Source organism: Pseudomonas sp. WS 5532 (assembly GCF_012985445.1).
In the GTDB taxonomy this organism is placed as follows: Bacteria; Pseudomonadota; Gammaproteobacteria; order Pseudomonadales; family Pseudomonadaceae; genus Aquipseudomonas; species Aquipseudomonas edaphica.
The window spans coordinates 39,264-58,939 of sequence record NZ_JAAQWK010000010.1; the positions used below are offsets into that span (position 1 = coordinate 39,264).

At 61.0% G+C, this 19,676-nt stretch carries 14 protein-coding genes and 1 pseudogene; all 15 read left to right on the forward strand.

Annotated elements, in window-relative coordinates; translation table 11 throughout:
- The first annotated feature begins 51 nt into the window (after positions 1-51).
- Complete coding sequence (locus HBO23_RS18120) at positions 52-1,497, forward strand: cytosine permease (RefSeq protein WP_099549490.1); 1,446 nt, start codon at positions 52-54, stop codon at positions 1,495-1,497.
- A gap of 69 nt (positions 1,498-1,566) precedes the next feature.
- Positions 1,567-2,532, forward strand: coding sequence for an ABC transporter substrate-binding protein (locus HBO23_RS18125; RefSeq protein WP_017138614.1), 966 nt, complete (start codon positions 1,567-1,569; stop codon positions 2,530-2,532).
- A gap of 72 nt (positions 2,533-2,604) precedes the next feature.
- Positions 2,605-3,456 (forward strand): proline/glycine betaine ABC transporter permease, encoded by an 852-nt coding sequence (locus tag HBO23_RS18130; protein WP_017138613.1) that lies wholly within the window; start codon positions 2,605-2,607, stop codon positions 3,454-3,456.
- The gene (locus tag HBO23_RS18135) at positions 3,453-4,277 is read left to right on the forward strand and encodes a glycine betaine/L-proline ABC transporter ATP-binding protein (protein WP_046034013.1); all 825 of its coding nucleotides are present in this window, start codon (positions 3,453-3,455) and stop codon (positions 4,275-4,277) included. Before HBO23_RS18130 ends, HBO23_RS18135 begins: the two co-directional genes overlap by 4 nt.
- Positions 4,278-4,413: 136 nt before the next feature.
- The gene (gene hutH / locus HBO23_RS18140) at positions 4,414-5,937 is read left to right on the forward strand and encodes a histidine ammonia-lyase (protein WP_170039042.1); all 1,524 of its coding nucleotides are present in this window, start codon (positions 4,414-4,416) and stop codon (positions 5,935-5,937) included.
- Positions 5,938-5,968: 31 nt separating this feature from the next.
- Positions 5,969-7,507 (forward strand): histidine ammonia-lyase, encoded by a 1,539-nt coding sequence (hutH, locus tag HBO23_RS18145; protein WP_099549489.1) that lies wholly within the window; start codon positions 5,969-5,971, stop codon positions 7,505-7,507.
- Between the two features lie 220 nt (positions 7,508-7,727).
- Positions 7,728-9,137 carry an amino acid permease gene (locus HBO23_RS18150; RefSeq protein ID WP_169986613.1) on the forward strand — a complete coding sequence of 470 codons (1,410 nt, stop codon included), beginning with the start codon at positions 7,728-7,730 and terminating at the stop codon, positions 9,135-9,137.
- Between the two features lie 15 nt (positions 9,138-9,152).
- Positions 9,153-10,358: an imidazolonepropionase gene (hutI, locus tag HBO23_RS18155; RefSeq protein WP_170039043.1), complete on the forward strand. Its 1,206-nt coding sequence runs from the start codon at positions 9,153-9,155 to the stop codon at positions 10,356-10,358.
- 11 nt (positions 10,359-10,369) lie between these two features.
- Positions 10,370-11,170, forward strand: a complete 801-nt coding sequence (hutG, locus tag HBO23_RS18160) for an N-formylglutamate deformylase (RefSeq protein WP_017138607.1) — start codon at positions 10,370-10,372, stop codon at positions 11,168-11,170.
- A 216-nt stretch (positions 11,171-11,386) separates the two neighbouring features.
- Complete coding sequence (locus tag HBO23_RS18165) at positions 11,387-12,322, forward strand: choline ABC transporter substrate-binding protein (protein ID WP_170039045.1); 936 nt, start codon at positions 11,387-11,389, stop codon at positions 12,320-12,322.
- Between the two features lie 154 nt (positions 12,323-12,476).
- Entirely contained in the window at positions 12,477-13,406 is a 930-nt protein-coding gene (locus HBO23_RS18170; protein WP_170039047.1) for an alpha/beta hydrolase, read from the forward strand.
- 104 nt (positions 13,407-13,510) lie between these two features.
- Entirely contained in the window at positions 13,511-14,482 is a 972-nt protein-coding gene (gene pip / locus HBO23_RS18175; protein WP_017138604.1) for a prolyl aminopeptidase, read from the forward strand.
- On the forward strand, positions 14,479-14,916 hold the full coding sequence (gene dtd, locus HBO23_RS18180; RefSeq protein WP_017138603.1) for a D-aminoacyl-tRNA deacylase: 438 nt from the start codon (positions 14,479-14,481) through the stop codon (positions 14,914-14,916). Before pip ends, dtd begins: the two co-directional genes overlap by 4 nt.
- A 266-nt stretch (positions 14,917-15,182) precedes the next feature.
- Positions 15,183-16,928: a glucan biosynthesis protein G gene (locus tag HBO23_RS18185; protein WP_026013804.1), complete on the forward strand. Its 1,746-nt coding sequence runs from the start codon at positions 15,183-15,185 to the stop codon at positions 16,926-16,928.
- Positions 16,921-19,565: pseudogene (mdoH, locus tag HBO23_RS18190) on the forward strand (glucans biosynthesis glucosyltransferase MdoH). The gene HBO23_RS18185 and the pseudogene mdoH overlap by 8 nt, the downstream one beginning before the upstream one ends.
- The last annotated feature ends 111 nt before the right edge of the window (positions 19,566-19,676 follow it).

A 19,676-nucleotide genomic window follows, 5' to 3' on the forward strand; every position in this document is an offset into this window, starting at 1 on the left:
GTAGAACCCGCAATCTGCACACCCAGAACAATCCATCAGAGGTTGACCAACATGGCTGCAAATGACACCACACCGTTGATCGAAAGGCGTTCGATCGACTACATCCCGGAAGCGGAAAGACACGGTCGTCTATTGAGCCAGTTCACCCTGTGGATGGGTGCCAACCTGCAAATCACCGCGATTGTCACCGGGGCCTTGGCCGTGGTGCTCGGCGGTGATGTGTTCTGGTCGTTGATCGGTCTGTTGATCGGCCAACTCATCGGCGGCGGCGTCATGGCGTTGCATGCGGCGCAAGGGCCAAAGCTTGGCCTGCCACAGATGATCTCCAGCCGGGTGCAGTTCGGCGTTTACGGTGCAGCCATCCCGATTGTGCTGGTCTGTTTGATGTACCTCGGTTTCACCGCGACCGGGACCGTGCTGTCGGGGCAGGCACTGGGCCAGTTGTTCGGGGTCAGCGACAGCGTCGGTATCCTGATTTTTGCCAGCGTCATCGTACTGGTCACCGTGCTGGGCTACCGGGTGATCCACTTTATTGGGCGTGTCGCCAGCGTCATTGGCGTGATTGCCTTTGTCTATCTGTTCAGTCGTTTGATGAGCCAGACCGACGTTGGCGCGCTTTTGCAGATCCGCCACTTCAGCTGGAGCAGTTTCCTGCTGGCGGTGTCGCTCGCGGCCTCCTGGCAGATCGCCTTCGGCCCTTACGTGGCGGACTATTCACGTTACCTGCCAAGCAAGACATCTTCGCTGAAAACCTTTCTCGCCGCCGGTGCAGGTTCGGTCATTGGCGCTCAGGTGGCGATGGTCCTTGGCGTGTTTGCCGCGGCCATGTCCAACGGGCAATTTGCCGGTCACGAAGTCGCCTACATCGTTGGGTTGAGTGGTACAGGCGCCACCGCTGCGCTGCTGTACTTCAGCATCGCGTTCGGCAAGGTCACCATCTCTACCCTGAACTCCTACGGCAGCTTCATGTGCATTGCGACCATCGTCAGCGGCTTCCGTGGTCGCCTTGAGGTCACCCGCCTGCAGCGTCTGGTGTTCGTGCTGGTGATTGTCGGCACTGCAACCCTGATCGCGTTGCTCGGCCAGCACTCGTTCCTCGGTGCGTTCAAGTCTTTCATCCTGTTTCTGCTGGCGTTCTTTACGCCGTGGAGTGCAATCAACCTGGTGGATTACTACTGCATCACCCGCGAGCGCTATGACGTCCCGGCCTTGGCCGACCCGAATGGCCGCTACGGTCGCTGGAACCTGCTCGGTATCAGCGTCTATGTGTTCGGTGTGCTGGTGCAGTTGCCGTTCATCTCCACCAAGTTCTACACCGGCCCTTTGGTTGCCGCGCTGGGTGATGTGGATATCTCCTGGATCATCGGCCTGGTACTGCCAGCGGCCTTGTACTACGTATGTGCGAAAAAATGGCACGGCACGGTGCCCGATCAACTGATCCTGCCAATAGAGCAGGGCGCTGCACCAACGACAAACGGGCTGGCTGCACAAGCCTGATGGGACGTGGACAGGGCAGGACGCCTACTGACTGCCGTAATCCATTTCAAGATTGGGAGCGTCACAACAATGAAGATGAATAAAACCTTGCTGGCCACCGTGTTATCTGCAGGCTTGCTGGCCTCTGCCGGCGCCCAGGCGGCGGGTTGGTGCGAGTCCGGCAAACCGGTGAAATTCGCCGGGCTGAACTGGGAAAGCGGCATGTTGCTCACCGACATCCTGCAAACCGTGCTGGAGAAAGGCTACGGCTGCAAAACCGATAGCTTGCCGGGTAACTCCATCACCATGGAAAACGCCCTGAGCAGCAACGACATCCAGGTTTTCGCCGAAGAGTGGGTAGGCCGCAGCGAGGTCTGGAACAAGGCCGAGAAGGCCGGCAAAGTTGTCGGTGTTGGTGCGCCGGTGGTCGGCGCCGTGGAAGGCTGGTATGTGCCGCGTTATGTGATCGAAGGCGACGCCAAGCGCAAGCTGGAACCCAAGGCACCAGACCTGAAAAATATCGCCGACCTGGCCAAATACGCCTCGGTATTCAAGGACCAGGAAGAGCCCTCCAAGGGCCGCTTCTACAACTGCCCGGCCGGCTGGACCTGTGAGCTGGATAACAGCGAAATGCTGAAAAGCTATGGCCTGGAAAGCACCTACACCAACTTCCGCCCTGGCACCGGCCCGGCGCTGGATGCCGCCGTGCTGTCGAGCTACAAGCGTGGCGAGCCGATCCTGTTCTACTACTGGTCGCCAACCCCGCTGATGGGCCAGGTCGATCTGGTCAAGCTGCAGGAAAAGCCCGGTGTGGATAAAAGCGTGAGCATCAAGGTCGGCCTGTCCAAAACCTTCCACGAGCAAGCGCCTGAACTCGTGGCGGTGCTGGAGAAGGTCAACCTGCCCATCGACCTGCTTAACCAGAACCTCGGTCGCATGGCCAAAGAGCGGATTGAGTCGCCAAAACTGGCGAAAATTTTCCTCAAGGAACATCCTGAAGTCTGGCACGCATGGGTGAGCGACGACGCAGCCAAGAAAATCGACGCGGCCTTGTAGGTCAAGCGTGTCCGGCTACCCTCAAGGGCCAGCCGGGCACCCGGCCACAACCCACTGGATCGAGAGCACGCTATGTTTCCTGAGAGTTTTACGTTTTCCATCGCCGACTGGGTCAACGGTTGGGTGGACTCACTGGTCACCAACTACGGCGATGTGTTCCGGCACATCTCCGACACGCTGTTATGGGCCATCGTCAACCTGGAAGGCTTGCTGCGTGCAGCGCCCTGGTGGCTGATGCTCGCCATTGTCGGCGGCATCGCCTGGCATGCCACCCGCAAGGTGGTGACCACGGCGGTGATCGTCGGTCTGCTGTTCCTGGTGGGTGCGGTTGGCCTGTGGGACAAGCTCATGCAAACCCTGGCACTGATGATGGTCGCCACGGTGATCTCGGTGCTGATCGGCATTCCGTTGGGCATTTTGTCTGCACGCAGCAATCGCCTGCGGTCGGTATTGATGCCGCTGCTCGACATCATGCAAACCATGCCCAGCTTTGTGTACCTGATCCCGGTGCTGATGCTGTTTGGCCTGGGCAAGGTGCCGGCGATTTTCGCCACGGTGATCTACGCCGCGCCACCGTTGATTCGCCTCACCGACTTGGGCATTCGCCAGGTCGACGGCGAAGTCATGGAAGCCATCAATGCCTTCGGTGCCAACCGCTGGCAGCAACTGTTTGGCGTACAACTGCCGTTGGCGCTGCCGAGCATCATGGCCGGTATCAACCAGACCACCATGATGGCGTTGTCGATGGTGGTGATCGCCTCGATGATCGGCGCCCGTGGCCTGGGTGAAGACGTGCTCGTCGGCATCCAGACCCTCAACGTCGGCCGTGGCCTCGAAGCCGGGCTGGCGATTGTGATTCTTGCAGTGGTCATCGACCGCATTACCCAGGCCTATGGTCGTCCACGGCATGAGGCGAGCAAATGACTACTGTCAGCAAAATTGAAGTTAAAAACGTCTTCAAGATTTTTGGCAACCGCTCCAAGGAAGCCCTGGCGCTGGTTGGTCAGGGCAAGACCAAGGACCAGGTGCTGGCCGAGACCGGTTGCGTGGTCGGCGTGAACGACCTGTCACTGAGCATCGGCACGGGCGAGATCTTTGTGATCATGGGTCTTTCGGGTTCGGGCAAGTCCACGTTGGTGCGTCACTTCAACCGCCTGATCGATCCAACCAGCGGCGCGATCCTGGTGGACGGCGAAGACATCCTGCAACTGGACATGGAAGCCCTGCGCCAATTCCGTCGCCACAAGATCAGCATGGTGTTCCAGAGCTTCGGCCTGCTGCCCCACAAGAGCGTGCTCGACAACGTCGCCTACGGCCTCAAGGTGCGCGGCGAAACCAAGCAGGTGTGCGCCGAACGTGCGTTGCACTGGATCGAAACCGTGGGCCTCAAAGGCTACGAAAACAAATACCCGCACCAGCTTTCCGGTGGCATGCGCCAACGTGTAGGCCTGGCCCGCGCCTTGGCAGCCGATACCGACATCATCCTGATGGACGAAGCCTTCAGCGCCCTCGACCCGCTGATCCGCGCCGAGATGCAGGACCAGTTGCTGGAGCTGCAAAAGACCCTGCACAAGACCATCGTGTTCATCACCCACGACCTCGACGAGGCGGTGCGCATTGGCAACCGCATTGCGATTCTCAAGGACGGCAAGCTGATCCAGGTCGGCACGCCGCGCGAGATTCTGCATTCGCCGGCGGATGAGTATGTGGACCGGTTTGTTCAGCGCCGGGCGGCGGTGGTCTGATCCGGATCTTGTGGCGAACCGGCTGGCGCCATCGCAGGCAAGCCAGCTCCCACAGGGGAATGCATTTCAAATGTGGGAGCTGGCTTGCCTGCGATAGGGTCAGTGAAGCTGCACAAGCATTGAAGAAGGTATGAAGATGTCCCAGGCAACAAAAATCATCATCGCCGACGCTCCCCTGCGTTGGCAGGACGTGGTCGCCGTCGCCCGCCACGGCGCCGTGCTCGAACTCTCGGGCCACGCCTGGGCGCGTATCGACAATGCCCAGGCTATCGTGCAACGCATCGTCACCAGCGGCGAACGCGCCTATGGTGTGAATACCGGCCTGGGCGCGCTGTGCAATGTGTCGCTCAAGGGTGAACAACTCAGCCAGTTGTCGCGCAACACACTGCTGAGCCACGCCTGTGGCGTCGGCCCGCTGCTGAGCGACGAACAGACCCGCGCGATCATCTGCGCAGCCATCATCAACTACAGCCACGGCAAATCCGGCCTGCACCCGCAGGTGGTGCATTCGTTGCTGGCGCTGCTCAACCATGGCATCACGCCGCAAGTGCCGTCCCAGGGCTCGGTGGGCTACCTGACTCACATGGCCCACATTGGCGTGGCCTTGCTCGGGGTTGGCGATGTGAGCTATCGCGGCCAGATCGTGACGGCGCAAGCCGCCTTAAAAGCCGAAGGTTTACAACCTGTGGTGCTCGGCGCCAAAGACGGCCTGTGCCTGGTCAATGGTACGCCGTGCATGACCGGCCTGAGCTGCCTGGCCCTGGCCGACGCGCATCACCTGCTGCAATGGGCCGACGTGATCGGCGCCATGAGTTTCGAAGCCCAGCGTGGTCAGATCGACGCCTTTGACGAAGCCATCATCGCCCTCAAGCCACACCCAGGCATGCAGCAAGTCGGCATCAACCTGCGTGCCTTGCTTGACGGCAGTGAAGTGATCGCCAGCAGCAAAGGCATCCGCACCCAGGACGCGCTGAGCATCCGCTCGATCCCGCAGATTCACGGTGCGGCGCGTGATCAGGTGGAACACGCCACACGCCAGATCGAGACCGAACTCAACAGCGCCACCGACAACCCGCTGGTGCTCGGCACGCCGGACAACTACCGCGTGGTGTCCCAGGCCAACCCGCATGGGCAGTCTGTGGCGCTGGCGGCCGACATGCTCGCCATCGCCATGGCCGAAATCGGCTCGGTGGCCGAGCGTCGCCTGGACCGCCTGATCAACCCGCACGTCAGTGGTTTGCCGGCGTTCCTGGTCAGCAACCCTGGGGTCAACTCCGGGATGATGATCGTGCAGTACGTCGCCGCCTCGCTGTGCGGGCAAAACCGTCAGCTGGCGCAACCGGCGGTGCTCGACAATTTCGTTACCTCGGGCCTGCAGGAAGACCACCTGAGCATGGGCACCAATGCCGCGCTCAAGCTGCATCAGCTGTTGGCCAACGTCACGCAGATTCTCGCCATCGAGTACCTGCTGGCAGCCCAGGCGTTCGAGTTTTTGAAGGACCAGCGTTTCGGCGCGGGTACTGACAGCGCCTGGCGTCTGCTACGCGAAAAGGTCGCACCTTACGAACAAGACCGTTGGTTGGCGCCAGATATTGCCGCCACCGCCGCGCTGCTCAAAGACACCGCTTTGCTGCGCTCAGCAATTCCCCATTTGCACTAAACACTTATTCAAAAGAACAATTCAAAGGAGCATGAATGTGACTGCGCTAAATTTGATTCCAGGCCAACTGAGCCTTGCCCAACTGCGAGCCATCTACCAGCAGCCGGTAACCCTCACTCTGGATGACAGCGCCACGGCGCAGATCGAAGCCAGTGTGGCCTGCGTGGAGCAGATTCTCGCCGAGAACCGCACCGCCTACGGCATCAACACCGGTTTTGGCCTGCTGGCCTCGACCCGCATTGCCAGTGAAGACCTGGAAAACCTCCAGCGTTCCCTGGTGCTGTCCCACGCCGCCGGCGTCGGTGAGCCGATCAGCGATGCGCTGGTGCGGCTGGTCATGGTGCTTAAGGTCAACAGCCTGAGCCGTGGGTTCTCCGGCATTCGTCGCCAGGTGATCGACGCGCTGATCGCACTGATCAACGCCGAGGTGTACCCGCACATTCCGCTCAAAGGTTCGGTCGGTGCTTCCGGCGACTTGGCGCCATTGGCGCATATGTCGCTGGTGCTGCTGGGCGAAGGCAAGGCGCGCTACAAGGGCGAATGGCTGGAAGCCACCGAAGCGCTGAAAGTTGCCGGCCTGACGCCGCTGACGCTGGCGGCCAAAGAAGGCCTGGCGCTGCTGAACGGCACCCAGGTATCCACCGCTTATGCCTTGCGCGGCCTGTTCGAAGGCGAAGACCTGTTCGCCGGTGCGCTGGCGTGCGGTGCCCTCACCGTGGAAGCGGTATTGGGCTCGCGCTCGCCGTTTGATGCACGTATCCATGCCGCCCGTGGCCAGCGTGGTCAGATCGACGCGGCCGCGGCTTATCGCGACCTGCTCGGCGAGAGCAGCCAGGTGTCCCAGTCGCACCAGAACTGCGACAAGGTGCAAGACCCGTATTCCCTGCGTTGCCAGCCGCAAGTCATGGGCGCCTGCCTGACCCAGTTCCGCCAGGCTGCCGAAGTGCTGGTGGTAGAGGCCAACGCCGTGTCGGATAACCCGCTGGTATTTGCTGCCGAGGGCGACGTGATTTCCGGCGGTAACTTCCACGCCGAGCCGGTGGCCATGGCTGCCGACAACATGGCGCTGGCCATCGCCGAAATCGGCTCGCTGAGCGAGCGTCGTATCTCGTTGATGATGGACAAGCACATGTCGCAACTGCCGCCGTTTTTGGTCGGCAATGGCGGGGTGAACTCCGGTTTCATGATCGCCCAGGTCACCGCTGCGGCGCTCGCCAGTGAGAACAAGGCGCTGGCGCATCCCCATAGCGTGGACAGCCTGCCGACGTCGGCCAACCAGGAAGACCACGTGTCCATGGCCCCGGCTGCGGGCAAGCGTTTGTGGGAAATGGCTGAAAATACCCGTGGTGTACTCGCGGTTGAGTGGCTGGCGGCATGCCAGGGCCTGGACCTGCGCGATGGCTTGAAGACTTCGACCAAGCTGGAAAAAGCCCGCGGGATCCTGCGCGACAAAGTGGCGTTTTATGAGAAGGACCGCTTCTTTGCCCCGGACATCAATGCCGCCAGCGAACTGCTCGCCAGCCGCTGCCTGAATGAGCTGGTGCCGGCCAAGCTCCTGCCGAGCTTGTAACCGCAACGCAACCCAGTGTGGGAGCTGGCTTGCCTGCGATAGCTATCTGTCAGTTGAAACATGTGTGACTGACATACGATCGTTCCCACGCTCTGCGTGGGAATGTTGCCCTGGACGCTCCGCGTCCGCTTTAAGAGTCGTGACGCGGAGCGTCACAGGATGTGTTCCCACGCGGAGCGTGGGAACGATCTTCTCCTCATAAAAATAATAGGGGCGAGAAATGCACCAGCAAGAAAAGGGTTTGAAACGCGGGCTGAGCGCCCGACATATTCGCTTCATGGCACTCGGTTCCGCGATCGGCACCGGGTTGTTCTATGGTTCCGCCTCTGCCATCCAAATGGCCGGCCCTGCCGTGCTGCTGGCCTACCTGATCGGCGGCGCCGCCGTGTTCATGGTGATGCGTGCTCTCGGTGAAATGGCCGTGCACAACCCGGTGTCAGGCTCCTTCGGCCAGTACGCCAGCACCTACCTGGGGCCTATGGCCGGGTTTGTGCTCGGCTGGACCTACGCATTTGAAATGATCATCGTCTGCCTCGCCGACGTCACCGCCTTTGGCATCTACATGGGCTTCTGGTTTCCCGAGGTCGCACGTTGGGTCTGGGTGCTCGGCATCGTGTTTTTGATCGGCGGCCTGAACCTGTGCAACGTCAAAGTGTTTGGCGAAATGGAGTTCTGGCTGTCGCTGCTCAAGGTCGGCGCGATTGTGGCGATGATCCTCGGCGGCTTTGGCATCATGCTGTTTGGCATTCATTCTGCTGGCGAAACCCAGGCCAGCGGCTTGAGCAACCTGTGGGCCCACGGCGGCTTCATGCCTAACGGCATTGGCGGCCTGATCGCCTCGTTCGCGGTGGTGATGTTTGCGTTTGGCGGCATCGAAATCATCGGCATCACCGCCGGTGAAGCCAAAGACCCGCAGCGCGTGATCCCCAAGGCGATCAATGCGGTGCCGCTGCGCATCCTGCTGTTCTACGTGCTGACCCTGTTTGTGCTGATGGCCATCTACCCGTGGCCACAGATTGGCAGCCAGGGCAGTCCGTTCGTGCAGATCTTCAGCAACCTTGGCATCGGCTCGGCAGCGACCATCCTCAATATCGTGGTGATCTCGGCCGCCGTCTCGGCCATCAACAGCGACATTTTTGGCGCCGGCCGCATGATGTATGGCCTGGCCCAGCAAGGGCAGGCGCCCAAGGGTTTTGCGCAGCTGTCCAAGCAAGGCGTGCCGTGGATGACCGTACTGGTAATGGGCGCGTCGTTGCTCGGCGGCGTGGTGCTCAACTACCTGATCCCGGAAAACGTGTTCCTGTTGATCGCCTCGATTGCCACTTTCGCCACCGTGTGGGTGTGGTTGATGATTTTGTTCACTCAGGTCGCGATGCGTCGTTCGATGACCAAGGCGCAGGTCGCTGAGCTGAAGTTCCCGGTACCGTTCTGGCCCTACGCGCCAGCGGCCGCCATTGTGTTCATGCTGTTCGTGTTTGGCGTGCTGGGTTACTTCCCGGACACCCAGGCCGCTTTGCTGGTCGGCGCCGTCTGGATCGTGTTGCTGGTCCTCGCCTACCTGCTGTGGGTCAAGCCCGCTGCCGGGCAGGGGGCCAAGGTCCATTACGACCCGGCTTTGTCTCATCGATAACTTAGGGAGGCGTTGATGAAAACGCTTTGGCAACACTGCCACGTCGCAACTATGGCCCAGGGCAAATACTCAATCATCGAGGATGCCGCCATGGTCACCGCGGGTTCGCTGATCGAGTGGATCGGCCCCCGCAGCCAGGCGCCAGTGGCGGATTACGCCCAGGTGCATGACCTGCAAGGCGCATGGGTCACCCCCGGGCTGATCGACTGCCACACCCACACGGTGTTCGGCGGCAATCGCAGCGGTGAATTCGAGCAGCGCCTTGAAGGCGTGAGCTACGCCGAAATCGCCGCCAAGGGTGGCGGTATTGCCAGCACCGTGCGCGCCACCCGTGCCGCCACGGAAGATGAATTGTTTGCCAGCGCTGAAAAGCGCCTGCGCAGTTTGCTGCGTGACGGCGTGACCACGGTGGAGATCAAGTCCGGCTACGGCCTTGACCTGGCCAACGAGCGCAAGATGCTGCGGGTTGCGCGGCGCCTTGGCCAGATGCTGCCGGTGAGCGTGCGCGCCACGTGCCTGGCGGCTCACGCGCTGCCGCCGGAGTACAAGGATCGCGCTGACGACTACATCGACCACATCTGCACCGAGATGCTCCCGGCGCTCGCGGCCGAAGGGCTGGTGGATGCGGTAGACGCCTTCTGTGAGTACCTGGCGTTTTCCACCGAACAAGTGGAGCGTGTATTCAAGGTCGCCCAGCAGTTGGGCTTGCCGGTGAAACTGCACGCCGAGCAGTTGTCCTCTTTGCACGGCTCCAGCCTGGCGGCGCGTTACCACGCACTGTCGGCGGACCACCTGGAGTTCATGACCGAAGAAGACGCCATCGCCATGGCCGCGTCCGGCACTGTCGCGGTGTTGCTGCCGGGCGCGTTCTACTTCCTGCGTGAAACCCAGTTGCCGCCGATGGATGCGCTGCGCAAGCACGGCGTGAAAATCGCCATCGCCAGTGACCTCAACCCCGGCACCTCGCCGGCGCTGTCGGTACGCCTGATGCTGAACATGGCCTGCACCCTGTTCCGCATGACCCCGGAAGAAGCCTTGGCCGGCGCCACGCAACATGCGGCCACCGCGCTGGGCATGGGTGACACCCACGGTTCGCTGGAAGTGGGCAAGGTCGCGGATTTCGTCGCCTGGCAGATTGATCGCCCCGCCGACCTGGCTTACTGGCTGGGCGGCGAGCTGGATAAACGCGTCGTGCGCCATGGCGTCGACGTCACCGTCTGAGGAGTGTTGTTGTGGATAAGGTTCTGAGTTTCAAACAAGGCCGTGTGCCGCTGCTGATCAGCATGCCCCACGCGGGGTTGCGCCTGACGCCTGCGGTCGAAGCCGGGCTGATCCCCGAGGCGCAAAGCCTGCCGGACACCGACTGGCACATCCCCACGCTGTATGACTTTGCCGAGGCATTGGGCGCCAGCACCTTGTCGGCCGAGTACTCGCGGTTTGTGATTGACCTGAACCGGCCGTCCGACGACAAACCGCTCTACGCCGGCGCCACCACCGGGCTGTACCCGGCGACCCTGTTCGATGGCGTGCCGTTGTTCCGTGAAGGGCAGGTGCCGTCCGAAGAAGAACGCGTAACCTACCTGCAAAAAATCTGGGGCCCGTACCACCGCACCCTGCAAGAAGAGCTGGCGCGCCTCAAGGCCGAGTTCGGCTACGCCTTGCTGTTTGATGCGCACTCGATCCGCTCGGTAATCCCGCACCTGTTCGACGGCAAGCTGCCGGACTTCAACCTCGGCACCTTCAACGGCGCGGCGTGTGACCCCGAGCTGGCCAGCCAGCTGGAAGGCATCTGCGCTCAGCATCCGCAGTTCACCCATGTGCTGAACGGGCGCTTCAAGGGCGGGCATATCACTCGCCACTATGGCGACCCGGCGCAGGATATTCATGCGGTGCAGTTGGAACTGTGCCAGAGCACGTATATGGAAGAGGTTGAGCCGTTCCGGTATCGCCCTGATTTGGCTGCGCCGACCCAGGTTGTGTTGAAGCAGTTGCTGGAAGGGTTGTTAGCCTGGGGGCAGAAGCGCTACGGCTGATATCGCTATCGCAGGCAAGCCAGCTCCCACATTTGGATGTATTCACAGATCAAAATGTGGGAGCTGGCTTGCCTGCGATGGGGCCTTCCGGGTCGCCCCAGTGCAACTGCCGGTCGCCACAGTTCGTGTCAGCACAGGTTCCGCTGGGTAAGGTTGTGGGTACGGCGCACCAGACGCCACTTCCCACAATAAAAGCTGCCCAGTGAGACCTCATCCATGAAAAGACTGTTGTTGATCCTCACCGGCGCGGCTTTGATCAGCGCCAACGCCATGGCCGCAGAACCTGCATCCTGTAAAACCATCCGCATGGGCGTGGTCAGCTGGACCGACGTCATCGCTACCTCAGGCATGGCCGACGTGCTGCTCAATGGCCTGGGCTACGACAGCAAGCAGACCAGCGCGGTGCAGCAGATCATTTTTGCCGGCATCCGCGACAAACGCCTGGATATCTTCCTCGGCTACTGGAAACCGGCGATGGATAACAACATCTCGCCGTTCCTGGCCGCCAAGCAGGTCAAGGTGTTCGACACGCCCAGCCTCGCCGACGCCCAAGCCACCCTGGCCGTGCCGCAATACGTGGCGGATGCCGGGCTGAAGACGTTTGCCGACATCGCCCGCTTCAAGGACAAGTTGGGCGGCAAGATCTACGGCATCGAGCCGGGCAGTGGCGCCAATACCGATATCCAAAAGATGATCGACACCAACCATTTCGGCCTGGGCGGCTTCAAACTGGTAGCTTCCGGTGAAGCGGGCATGCTCGCAGCGGTGCAGCGAGCGGTGAACCGCAAGGAGTTCGTGGTGTTCGTCGGCTGGACCCCGCACCCGATGAACATCAATATGAAAATGGCCTACCTCACCGGCAGTGAAGATGTGTTCGGCCCGAACGAAGGTCGCGCCACGGTTTCCACCGTCACCGCGCCGGACTTTGGCGAACGCTGCCCTAACGCCAACCGCCTGCTGGCAAACCTGACCTTCACCGCCGCCCAGGAAAGCCAGTTGATGGTGCCGATCATGGAGCGCCAGTCGCCGCAGGAGGTGGCCAGGCAATGGTTGCGTGACCACCCAGAGGATTTGCAGCGCTGGTTGGCCGGGGTCAAGGCGTTTGATGGCAGCGATGGCGTGGCGGCAGTGCAGGCCAGCCTCAAACCCTGAAAACACCGCCGGGCAAAAAATGCGGGAGCTGCGGTGCGACGATTCGACTGGCCTGCGATAGCGGTGTATCAGTGAATGAAGAGGTGACTGACACACTGCTATCGCAGGCAAGCCAGCTCCCACGTTTAGATCTCCATTCTCAGGGATATTGAGCATGTATCCGATTTCAGCGCAGCTTGCCGCCTTCATCGCCAAAACCGAATCCTTCACCAGTGACGACTCTTCGCTGGCGGGCTTGCGCCATAACTACGACCGTATGTGCCAGGCCTTCACGCCACCGAAGCCTGAAGGGCTGCAACTGTCGGACTTTTCCCTGGGCGGTGTAGGCGTGCGCAGTTACCTACCCACGGCGCCAGCGCCGACGGAGGGCTGGCCCTGTCTCCTTTATATGCACGGTGGCGGCTGGGTGGTCGGCGGGTTGGACTCCCACGACTTTATCTGTTTCGAACTGGCGAGCGCGTTGCAGGTCCTGGTGATCGCCATCGACTACCGTCTGGCGCCGGAGTACCCGTTCCCGGCAGCCTACCAAGACTGTCGCGCCGTATGGCAGGCAATCCAGGCCGCGCAGGGGCCGCACGCCATCAACCTGCAACGCCTGGTGGTGATGGGCGACAGCGCGGGCGGCAATCTGGCGGCGGCGCTGTGCCTGGGGCTGCGCGACGACGGCCAGCCGCTGCCCGTGGCCCAGGTGCTGATTTACCCCGGCCTGGGCGGGCCTGCCGATTTGCCCTCGCGGCGTGACTGCATGGACGCACCGCTGCTCAGTACTGCCGACACCGACTGCTACCTGGCAATGTACCTGCATGCTGCGGGCACGCCATCGGCCTATGCCATGCCTTTGTTGGCCGAGTATTTCGGCGGCTTGCCCAAGGCGTTGATCGCCGTGGCCCAGTTCGACCCGTTGCGCGATGACGGCATGCTCTATGCCGAACGGCTGCAACAGGCCGGTGTGCCCGCCGTGCTGTATCCCGGCAAAGGTCTGGTTCACGGTTGCTTGCGCGCACGCGGCCAAGCCCCGGAGGTGGATCAGCTTTATAACTATCTGCTGCATTACCTCAGGAGCGAAGGGCTGACACAGGTCTAAGTATTCAAGGACATGCTCATTGCACAATTCGGGTTTATGATGCCAGACGGCAAGAATAATAGACGTCCCCTCAGGGATGAACCCGACACCCTATGGAGCGCGCAATGCAGACTTGGTACCCGCAGATCAAACCCTACGCCCGGCACGATCTGGCAGTCGATGACACCCACACGCTGTACGTCGATGAAAGTGGCTCCCCCGAAGGTTTGCCTGTCGTCTTCATCCATGGCGGCCCCGGCTCCGGTTGCGATGCCCAGAGCCGCTGCTATTTCGACCCGAACCTGTACCGCATCGTTACCTTCGACCAGCGTGGCTGCGGGCGTTCCACGCCGCGCGCGAGTCTTGAAAACAACACCACCTGGGATCTGGTCGCCGACCTCGAGCGCATCCGCGAACACCTGGGCATCGACAAATGGGTGCTGTTTGGTGGTTCCTGGGGCTCGACCCTGTCGCTGGCCTATGCGCAAAGCCACCCTGAGCGTGTGCATGGTTTGATCCTGCGCGGCATCTTCCTGGCCCGCCCGCAGGATATTCACTGGTTCTACCAGGAAGGCGCGAGCCGCATGTTCCCGGATTACTGGCAGGACTACCTTGCCCCGATCCCGGCGGACGAGCGCCACGACATGGTTGCCGCCTACCACAAGCGCCTCACCGGCAACGACCAGATCGCCCAGATGCACGCAGCCAAAGCCTGGTCCGGTTGGGAAGGGCGCATGCTCGGCCTGTGCCCGAGCCCGCAGCACGTCGAGCGTTTTTCCGAGCCGCAGCGCGCCCTGTCGATTGCGCGTATCGAGTGCCACTACTTCACCAATAACTCTTTCCTGGAGCCCAACCAGCTGATTCGCGATATGCACAAGATCGCCCATCTGCCTGGGGTCATCATCCATGGCCGCTACGATATGATCTGCCCGCTGGACAACGCCTGGGAGCTGCATCAGGCCTGGCCCAACAGTGAGCTGCAGGTGATTCGCGAGGCTGGCCATGCGGCATCCGAGCCGGGCATCACCGATGCGTTGGTGCGTGCGACCGGCGAGATGGCACGGCGCCTGCTTGATCTGCCGCCAGAAGAAGCATGAAGGGCCTGTTGCAACGGGTGCGTGGCGCCCGGGTCGAGGTGGCGGGTGAAGTCGTAGGCTCGATAGACCAGGGATTACTGGTGCTGGTCGCCGTGGAACCTTCAGATACGCCCGAGAGTGCCGACAAACTGTTGCACAAGCTGCTTAACTATCGGGTGTTCAGCGACGATGAGGGCAAGATGAACCTGTCCTTGAAGGACATTGGCGGTGGTTTGCTGCTGGTATCGCAGTTCACTCTGGCGGCGGACACCAAAAGCGGGTTGCGGCCCAGCTTCTCCACAGCGGCCCCACCGGCCCTGGGAGCCGCGCTTTTTGAACACTTGTTGTTACAAGCGCAACAATTGCATGGCAAGGTGGCATCGGGGCGTTTTGGCGCTGATATGCAGGTGCATTTGGTCAATGATGGCCCTGTGACCTTCCTCTTACAGACATGAATGTATTAAAAACGACTTTAATGCCTAAAAACGCAGGGTTTCGCTACAAATACTTCGTTGTCCCTGATGCGTTGTTTCGCGGGCTACTAGATAATCGCGCGCTATGGGGATCAGCGTAAATTGGTCCATTTTTGACTTAGGTAGAGACTTGTCCGACGGCCTTTGGGGAATCATTTTGACCCAGAGGAGTCGGAACAATGCTCGCCAACCTGGCATATAGATAGCTGGCCGTTGGTTTTTTGATCTGTTTTCGGCGAGGGTTGCTCGTGATTGTTAGTCCCTGTAATGCACCAAAATTGTCTGCCAAACGGTTACGAAACGCACTGGTAACGGGCTCTGCCCTGTTTTGCCTGTTCGGGGCGGGTCAACTGTGGGCATTCAGTCTGGATGATGTGTCGGCCAAGGCAAAAGAGCTGGCCGGGCAGAAATACGAAGCTCCGCGCAGCAATCTGCCGAACGAATTTCGCGAAATGAAATTCGCGGACTATCAGAAGATTCGTTTCCGCAACGAAAAAGCCGAGTGGGCCGATCAGAACACGCCATTCAAGCTGTCCTTCTATCACCAGGGCATGCACTTTGACACGCCGGTGAAAATCAACGAAGTGACCGCCGACAGCGTCCAGGAAATCAAGTACGACCCAAATCGTTTCGATTTCGGCGACGTGAAATTTGATCCTAAAGCCACCGAACAGCTGGGTTATGCCGGTTTCCGTGTGCTGTACCCGATCAACAAGGCCGACAAGCAAGACGAAATCATGACCATGCTCGGCGCCAGCTACTTCCGCGTCGTCGGCAAAGGCCAGGCCTATGGCCTGTCGGCCCGTGGCATGGCGATCGACACTGCATTGCCGTCCGGTGAAGAATTCCCGCGTTTCACCGAGTTCTGGATTGAGCGCCCAAAACCGGGCGAGAAACAGCTGGTGATCTTCGCCCTGCTGGACTCGCCACGCGCAACCGGCGCCTATCGCCTGACCCTGCGCCCGGGCACCGACACCATTGTCGACGTCAAATCCCAGATGTTCCTGCGTGACAAGGTCAGCAAGCTGGGCATCGCCCCGCTGACCAGCATGTACTTGTTCGGCGCAAACCAGCCGTCCAAGGTGCTCAACTACCGTCGTGAATTGCACGATTCCAGCGGCCTGTCGATCCATGCCGGCAATGGCGAGTGGATCTGGCGCCCTCTGAACAACCCTAAACACCTGTCGGTCAGCAACTTCGCCGTTGAAAACCCGCGTGGTTTCGGCCTGCTGCAACGTGGCCGCGACTTCAGCCACTACGAAGACCTGGACGACAACTACGACAAGCGCCCAAGCGCCTGGATCGAACCTGAAGGCGACTGGGGCAAGGGTTCTGTCGACCTGGTAGAGATTCCGACCGCCGACGAAACCAACGACAACATCGTTGCGTTCTGGAGCCCGGCCGAGCTGCCGAAAGTCGGCGAGCCGCTGGACGTCAGCTACCGCCTGCACTGGACCATGGACGAGAAAGACCTGCACCCGGCCGACAGCGCCTGGGTCAAGCAGACCTTGCGCTCCACCGGTGACGTGAAGCAATCCAACCTGATCCGCCAGCCTGACGGCAGTGTGGCCTACCTGGTGGACTTCGAAGGCCCGTCCCTGAAGAACCTGCCACCGGATGCGCCAGTACGTAGCCAGGTGAGCGTGGGCGACAACGCCGAAATCGTTGAAAACAGCGTGCGCTACAACGAGCACACCAAAGGCTGGCGCCTGACCCTGCGCATGAAGATCAAGGACGCAGGCAAGCCCACCGAAATGCGTGCCGCGCTGGTTGAGGACATCGTGAAGCCTGAGCCTGAGAAGGTTTCGACCCAGGTGCTCAAGGCCGACAAGCTGCTGGCCAAGCAACACGAAAAACAGGCCAGGAAAGACGCCAAGGAAGCGAAAGACAAGGACGCCAAGCAGCCAGAGGCTGCCCCCGCCAATCCGGAGCCGGAAAAGACCGAACACGTCCTGACCGAAACCTGGAGCTATCAGTTGCCTGCCGATGAGTAATTCTCAAGCCACGCCAGAGACCCTGTCCGAGTACCTGGCGCACCTCCCGATGACCGCAGAGCAGCGCGCCGAACTGGCGGGCTGCACCTCCTTCAGCGAGCTGCACGAACGCTTGTCGTCAAAGACTTTCGACGCACCCACCGAGGCCGCCCAAGCCTCGGTCGGCCGCCGGTTGACGCTCAATACCGCCGAAGAGCTGCAAGACGCCGAGATGCTGGCGCTTGACGCCAACGGCCGGGTTTGCCTGAAGGCCACGCCGCCGATCCGTCGGACCAAAGTGGTGCCGGAGCCATGGCGTACCAATATCCTGGTGCGTGGTTGGCGCCGGATGACCGGTCGCACCAACCCTCCGGCCCCGCCGAAGGATGAGCGCGTATTGCCGGCAGCACGCTGGCGTACCGTGGGTTCGATCCGTCGCTATATCCTGCTGGTGCTGATGCTCGGCCAGACCATTGTGGCCGGCTGGTACATGAAAGGCATCATGCCGTACCAGGGCTGGTCGCTGGTCGACTTCGACGAAATCCGCAACCAGACCCTGCTGCAAACGGCCACCCAGGTGCTGCCTTACGCCTTGCAAACCAGCATCCTGATCATGTTCGGGATTCTGTTCTGCTGGGTCTCGGCCGGTTTCTGGACCGCGCTGATGGGCTTCCTGGAGCTGCTGACCGGCCACGATAAATACCGGATCTCCGGTAAAAGTGCTGGTGACGAGCCGATTCCAAAGGATGCCCGCACCGCGCTGGTGATGCCGATCTGCAACGAAGACGTGCCCCGGGTATTTGCCGGCCTGCGCGCTACTTTCGAATCGGTAGCCGCCACTGGCGACCTGGACCGTTTCGATTTCTTCGTGCTCAGCGACAGTAACGAAGCCGATATCTGCATCGCTGAACAGCAAGCCTGGCTTGATGTGTGCCGCGAAGCCGGTGGTTTCGGCAAGATCTTCTATCGCCGCCGTCGCCGTCGCGTAAAGCGCAAGAGCGGCAACCTCGACGACTTCTGCCGTCGCTGGGGCGGTGAATACAAGTACATGGTGGTGCTCGACGCCGACAGCGTGATGAGTGGTGAATGCCTCACCAGCCTGGTGCGCTTGATGGAAGCCACGCCGGATGCCGGGATCATCCAGACCGCGCCACGTGCGTCGGGCATGGACACCCTGTATGCGCGCATGCAGCAGTTCGCCACCCGTGTTTATGGCCCGCTGTTTACCGCTGGCCTGCACTTCTGGCAGTTGGGTGAATCCCACTACTGGGGTCACAACGCCATCATTCGTATGAAGCCGTTTATCGAGCACTGCGCCCTGGCGCCGTTGCCGGGTAAAGGCGCGTTTGCCGGTGCGATCCTCTCCCACGACTTCGTTGAAGCCGCGCTGATGCGCCGTGCCGGCTGGGGCGTGTGGATTGCTTATGACCTGCCGGGCAGCTACGAAGAACTGCCGCCGAACCTGCTGGATGAACTCAAGCGTGACCGTCGCTGGTGCCACGGCAACCTGATGAACTTCCGCCTGTTCCTGGTCAAAGGCATGCACCCGGTGCACCGTGCGGTGTTCCTGACCGGCGTGATGTCCTACCTGTCGGCGCCGTTGTGGTTCTTCTTCCTGGTGCTGTCGACGGCGTTGCTGGCGGTGAACACCTTGATGGAGCCGCAGTACTTCATGGCGCCACGCCAGCTGTACCCGCTGTGGCCACAATGGCACCCGGACAAGGCGGTGGCGCTGTTCTCCACCACCATCGTGCTGTTGTTCCTGCCTAAATTGCTCAGCATCATCCTGATCTGGGCCAAGGGCGCGAAAGAGTTCGGTGGCAAGTTCAAGGTGACCTTGTCGATGCTGCTGGAGATGCTGTTCTCCATGCTGCTGGCGCCGGTGCGCATGATCTTCCACACCCGTTTCGTGCTCGCCGCGTTCCTGGGCTGGGCTGCGACCTGGAACTCGCCGCAGCGTGACGACGACTCCACGCCATGGAGCGAGGCAGTCAAGCGCCACGGTCCACAGACCCTGCTGGGCTTTCTGTGGGCACTGTTGGTGGTGTGGTTGAACCCAAGCTTCCTGTGGTGGCTGATTCCGATCGTCGGCTCGCTGATGCTGTCGATTCCGGTGTCGGTGATCTCCAGTCGGGTCAAGCTGGGCCTCAAGTCTCGCGACGAGAGCCTGTTCCTGATCCCAGAGGAATACAACCCGCCGCAAGCTTTGCTGTCGACCGAGCAATACACCCACGAAAACCGTTGGCACGCCCTCAATGACGGGTTTGTGCGCTCCGTGGTCGACCCGCAGCAAAACGCACTGGCCTGTGCCCTGGCGACCTCGCGTCACCGTGAGGCGGAGCCCATCGAGCACTTGCGTCAGGAACGTGTGCGCCACGCGCTGAAAGTCGGCCCCGCCGGCCTCAACAACGGCGAGCGCCTGGCATTGCTCAGCGACCCGGTAGCCTTGGCTCGCCTGCATCAGCAGGTGTGGACTGAAGGTCACGCCGAGTGGCTCGGTGCCTGGCGTGCTTCGGTCAAGGCTGATCCGCACGCGCCATTGCTGCCGCTGCAACCGCTGTCTTCCCAGGCCCAACCGGCCTGATTCCGACGCCCCCGAGGGCTCACCTCGGGGGCGTTAGATGCGCTGGTCCTACAGCGTTTAGAACATCTTCTTGATAACGCTAACCCCTTGTTATTTCGAAACAAAAGACCTTTGTTCGAAGCGTATTGCCGTGCCTGTCGCTGGGGTAGCATCGCCCCCAAATTGACTAGGTCGCAGGGGGATTA

Bases quoted from the DNA above. Each gene is read 5' to 3' on its own strand.
- hutH (WP_170039042.1), top strand. From the start codon at position 4,414: ATGTCCCAGGCAACAAAAATCATCATCGCCGACGCTCCCCTGCGTTGG.
- HBO23_RS18150 (WP_169986613.1), top strand. From the start codon at position 7,728: ATGCACCAGCAAGAAAAGGGTTTGAAACGCGGGCTGAGCGCCCGACAT.
- hutH (WP_099549489.1), top strand. From the start codon at position 5,969: ATGAATGTGACTGCGCTAAATTTGATTCCAGGCCAACTGAGCCTTGCC.
- hutI (WP_170039043.1), top strand. From the start codon at position 9,153: ATGAAAACGCTTTGGCAACACTGCCACGTCGCAACTATGGCCCAGGGC.
- HBO23_RS18170 (WP_170039047.1), top strand. From the start codon at position 12,477: ATGTATCCGATTTCAGCGCAGCTTGCCGCCTTCATCGCCAAAACCGAA.
- dtd (WP_017138603.1), top strand. From the start codon at position 14,479: ATGAAGGGCCTGTTGCAACGGGTGCGTGGCGCCCGGGTCGAGGTGGCG.
- pip (WP_017138604.1), top strand. From the start codon at position 13,511: ATGCAGACTTGGTACCCGCAGATCAAACCCTACGCCCGGCACGATCTG.
- HBO23_RS18165 (WP_170039045.1), top strand. From the start codon at position 11,387: ATGAAAAGACTGTTGTTGATCCTCACCGGCGCGGCTTTGATCAGCGCC.
- HBO23_RS18135 (WP_046034013.1), top strand. From the start codon at position 3,453: ATGACTACTGTCAGCAAAATTGAAGTTAAAAACGTCTTCAAGATTTTT.
- HBO23_RS18125 (WP_017138614.1), top strand. From the start codon at position 1,567: ATGAAGATGAATAAAACCTTGCTGGCCACCGTGTTATCTGCAGGCTTG.
- HBO23_RS18120 (WP_099549490.1), top strand. From the start codon at position 52: ATGGCTGCAAATGACACCACACCGTTGATCGAAAGGCGTTCGATCGAC.
- HBO23_RS18130 (WP_017138613.1), top strand. From the start codon at position 2,605: ATGTTTCCTGAGAGTTTTACGTTTTCCATCGCCGACTGGGTCAACGGT.